General features: G+C 42.9%; 2 tRNA genes and 2 rRNA genes (1 of these 4 cut by a window edge). All 4 read left to right on the top strand.

Annotated features, from left to right (window positions below):
• Positions 1 to 593: 593 nt before the first annotated feature.
• Positions 594 to 2,113: ribosomal RNA gene (locus tag ACJJVK_RS00070) — 16S ribosomal RNA — on the top strand.
• Positions 2,114 to 2,195: 82 nt separating this feature from the next.
• Positions 2,196 to 2,269, top strand: a tRNA-Ile gene (locus tag ACJJVK_RS00065).
• Between the two features lie 84 nt (positions 2,270 to 2,353).
• Positions 2,354 to 2,427, top strand: a tRNA-Ala gene (locus ACJJVK_RS00060).
• A 162-nt stretch (positions 2,428 to 2,589) separates the two neighbouring features.
• A 23S ribosomal RNA gene (locus ACJJVK_RS00055) occupies positions 2,590 to 3,865 on the top strand; it runs 1,536 nt beyond the window's last position.
• The 16S and 23S rRNA genes sit together here with 2 tRNA genes alongside, the layout of an rRNA operon.

Below are 3,865 nucleotides of genomic sequence, written 5' to 3'. Positions count from 1 at the left end.
AAAAATAAATTAAATATTTTTAAAATAATTCCTTGTGGGATTAGAAATGGGTTGTATATTTGCACCCGCTAAGCGAAAAACGAAATACATTTTTATGTTAGTTTATTAGTTTATCAGAGTTCATTGAGAGATTGTTTTTGTTAGATGAAGTTTAACTGTTTTAATTTTTTCGTTTAAAAAATAAAGATTAAAAAAAGTTTTAATTTATTAGTGTTGGGAGAGATATTAATTGTAGGTTTGCAGTCCGAAATTTCGGGATTAAATTTTGATTTTTAAGTTGAGAATAAATAAAAAAAATAAATTCATTTTTTTTATTGCCAGATTAAAAATAGTTTGTATATTTGCATCCGCTAACAAATACAGCGAAAAAGTTCAGAGAGATTTTGGAATGATTGAGAAAAAATCAACTAGTTCGATTCTAGTGTTTCTACAAAATTAAGGAGATAAGAAGTGTGATAAACGCTTATAGTGTCAACTTAAATTAGTTCATTGAAAATATTGAAATTGACAGCGTAAACAAAGAGTAGAATAACCGCATTAATTTATTAATGTAAATTCTTTTGAAACTTATTCATTAAACATATTTAAAATATACAATGAAGAGTTTGATCCTGGCTCAGGATGAACGCTAGCGGCAGGCTTAACACATGCAAGTCGAGGGGTAACATTGTAGCTTGCTACAGATGACGACCGGCGCACGGGTGCGTAACGCGTATAGAACTTACCTTTTACAGAGGGATAGCCTTTAGAAATGAAGATTAATACCTCATAGTATTGAGAACTGGCATCGGTTTTTAATTAAAGATTTATCGGTAAAAGATGGCTATGCGTCCTATTAGCTGGATGGTAAGGTAATGGCTTACCATGGCTACGATAGGTAGGGGCCCTGAGAGGGGGATCCCCCACACTGGTACTGAGACACGGACCAGACTCCTACGGGAGGCAGCAGTGAGGAATATTGGGCAATGGAGGTAACTCTGACCCAGCCATGCCGCGTGCAGGAAGACTGCCCTATGGGTTGTAAACTGCTTTTATACAGGAAGAAACACTGCTACGTGTAGCAGCTTGACGGTACTGTAAGAATAAGGACCGGCTAACTCCGTGCCAGCAGCCGCGGTAATACGGAGGGTCCGAGCGTTATCCGGAATCATTGGGTTTAAAGGGTCCGCAGGCGGTCAATTAAGTCAGAGGTGAAATCCCATAGCTTAACTATGGAACTGCCTTTGATACTGGTTGACTTGAGTCATATGGAAGTAGATAGAATGTGTAGTGTAGCGGTGAAATGCATAGATATTACACAGAATACCGATTGCGAAGGCAGTCTACTACGTATGTACTGACGCTCATGGACGAAAGCGTGGGGAGCGAACAGGATTAGATACCCTGGTAGTCCACGCCGTAAACGATGGACACTAGTTGTTGGGCATTAGCTCAGTGACTAAGCGAAAGTGATAAGTGTCCCACCTGGGGAGTACGATCGCAAGATTGAAACTCAAAGGAATTGACGGGGGCCCGCACAAGCGGTGGAGCATGTGGTTTAATTCGATGATACGCGAGGAACCTTACCAGGGCTTAAATGTAGTCTGACAGCTTTAGAGATAGAGTTTTCTTCGGACAGATTACAAGGTGCTGCATGGTTGTCGTCAGCTCGTGCCGTGAGGTGTCAGGTTAAGTCCTATAACGAGCGCAACCCTTGTCGTTAGTTGCCAGCATGTAAAGATGGGGACTCTAACGAGACTGCCGGTGCAAACCGCGAGGAAGGTGGGGATGACGTCAAATCATCACGGCCCTTACGTCCTGGGCCACACACGTGCTACAATGGTATGGACAATGAGCAGCCATCTGGCAACAGAGAGCGAATCTATAAACCATATCACAGTTCGGATCGGAGTCTGCAACTCGACTCCGTGAAGCTGGAATCGCTAGTAATCGGATATCAGCCATGATCCGGTGAATACGTTCCCGGGCCTTGTACACACCGCCCGTCAAGCCATGGAAGCTGGGAGTGCCTGAAGTCGGTCACCGCAAGGAGCCGCCTAGGGTAAAACTGGTAACTAGGGCTAAGTCGTAACAAGGTAGCCGTACCGGAAGGTGCGGCTGGAACACCTCCTTTCTAGAGAAAGATGGTGAGTTACAAAAGGTAAATTTTACTCTTTGCTGTTAATTTTAAAATATAAGAATATTAAAGCTATTATAGTCTCGTAGCTCAGCTGGTTAGAGCGCTACACTGATAATGTAGAGGTCGGCAGTTCGAGTCTGCCCGGGACTACTAAAATTTTGATATTTGAAAGGAAATTCTGGAAGTAAGAGGATTCTACATTCATAATTTAGGATTTATTCTGAATTTCATAATGGGGGATTAGCTCAGCTGGCTAGAGCGCTTGCCTTGCACGCAAGAGGTCATCGGTTCGACTCCGATATTCTCCACGACGGTCAATTTTAATAATAGACCACAAGTTCATTGACATATTGGTAAAATGATATCGTAAGAATCAAAAAGATAGAGAGTTTAAAATAGAGATGTTTTAAACAAAATTTTATAAAAATATAAAAGAGCTCGTTGCAGTATTTATACTGTAGCAAAAAGTACAATAAGTTAAGTAAGGGCGTATGGCGGATGCCTAGGCTCTCAGAGGCGATGAAGGACGTGATAAGCTGCGAAAAGCTACGGGGAGGGGCACATACCTTATAATCCGTAGATATCCGAATGGGGCAACCCACTATGTTGAAGGCATAGTACCGAAAGGGGCAAACCCGGTGAACTGAAACATCTAAGTAACCGGAGGAAGAGAAAACAATAGTGATTCCGTTAGTAGTGGCGAGCGAACGCGGATTAGCCCAAACCTATTTTGTTACGGCAAAATAGGGGTTGTAGGACCACAATATTTGATGCTAAGTGAATTAGAACTGTTTGGAAAGACAGACCAAAGAGGGTGATAGTCCCGTAAAAGTAAGCAAAGTTATTGATAGTGGTATCCTGAGTAGTGCGGGACACGTGTAATCCTGTATGAATCCACCGGGACCATCCGGTAAGGCTAAATACTCCTGAGAGACCGATAGTGAACTAGTACCGTGAGGGAAAGGTGAAAAGAACCCTAAGTAAGGGAGTGAAAGAGAACCTGAAACCGTACGCTTACAAGCGGTCGGAGCAACTTCGTGTTGTGACGGCGTGCCTTTTGCATAATGAGCCTACGAGTTACTGTTTCTAGCAAGGTTAATTGATTAAGTCAAGGAGCCGTAGCGAAAGCGAGTCTGAATAGGGCGCTTTAGTTAGTAGTAGTAGACGCGAAACCGAGTGATCTACCCATGGGCAGGTTGAAGCTGTGGTAACACACAGTGGAGGACCGAACCAGTTGACGTTGAAAAGTCTTTGGATGACCTGTGGGTAGGGGTGAAAGGCCAATCAAACTCGGAAATAGCTCGTACTCCCCGAAATGCATTTAGGTGCAGCGTTGAGTAAAAGTTTTATAGAGGTAGAGCTACTGATTGGATGCGGGGGCTTCACCGCCTACCAATTCCTGACAAACTCCGAATGCTATAAAATGTTTCTCAGCAGTGAGGGCATGGGTGCTAAGGTCCATGTCCGAGAGGGAAAGAACCCAGACCATCAGCTAAGGTCCCCAAATATATGTTAAGTTGAATAAACGAGGTGAAATTGCTTAGACAGCTAGGATGTTGGCTTGGAAGCAGCCATTCATTTAAAGAGTGCGTAACAGCTCACTAGTCGAGCGATTTTGCATGGATAATAATCGGGCATAAACATATTACCGAAGCTATGGACTTGTAAAAGTGGTAGGGGAGCATTGTAACCTGCGTAGAAGGTGTGTTGTGAGACATGCTGGAGTGGTTACAAAAGAAAATGTAG

Source organism: Polaribacter sp. Asnod6-C07 (assembly GCF_045063625.1).
GTDB classification, from domain to species: Bacteria; Bacteroidota; Bacteroidia; order Flavobacteriales; family Flavobacteriaceae; genus Polaribacter; species Polaribacter vadi_A.
The sequence above is the reverse complement of the archived record's forward strand: the minus strand, read 5'-3'. Positions and strand labels throughout refer to the sequence as shown.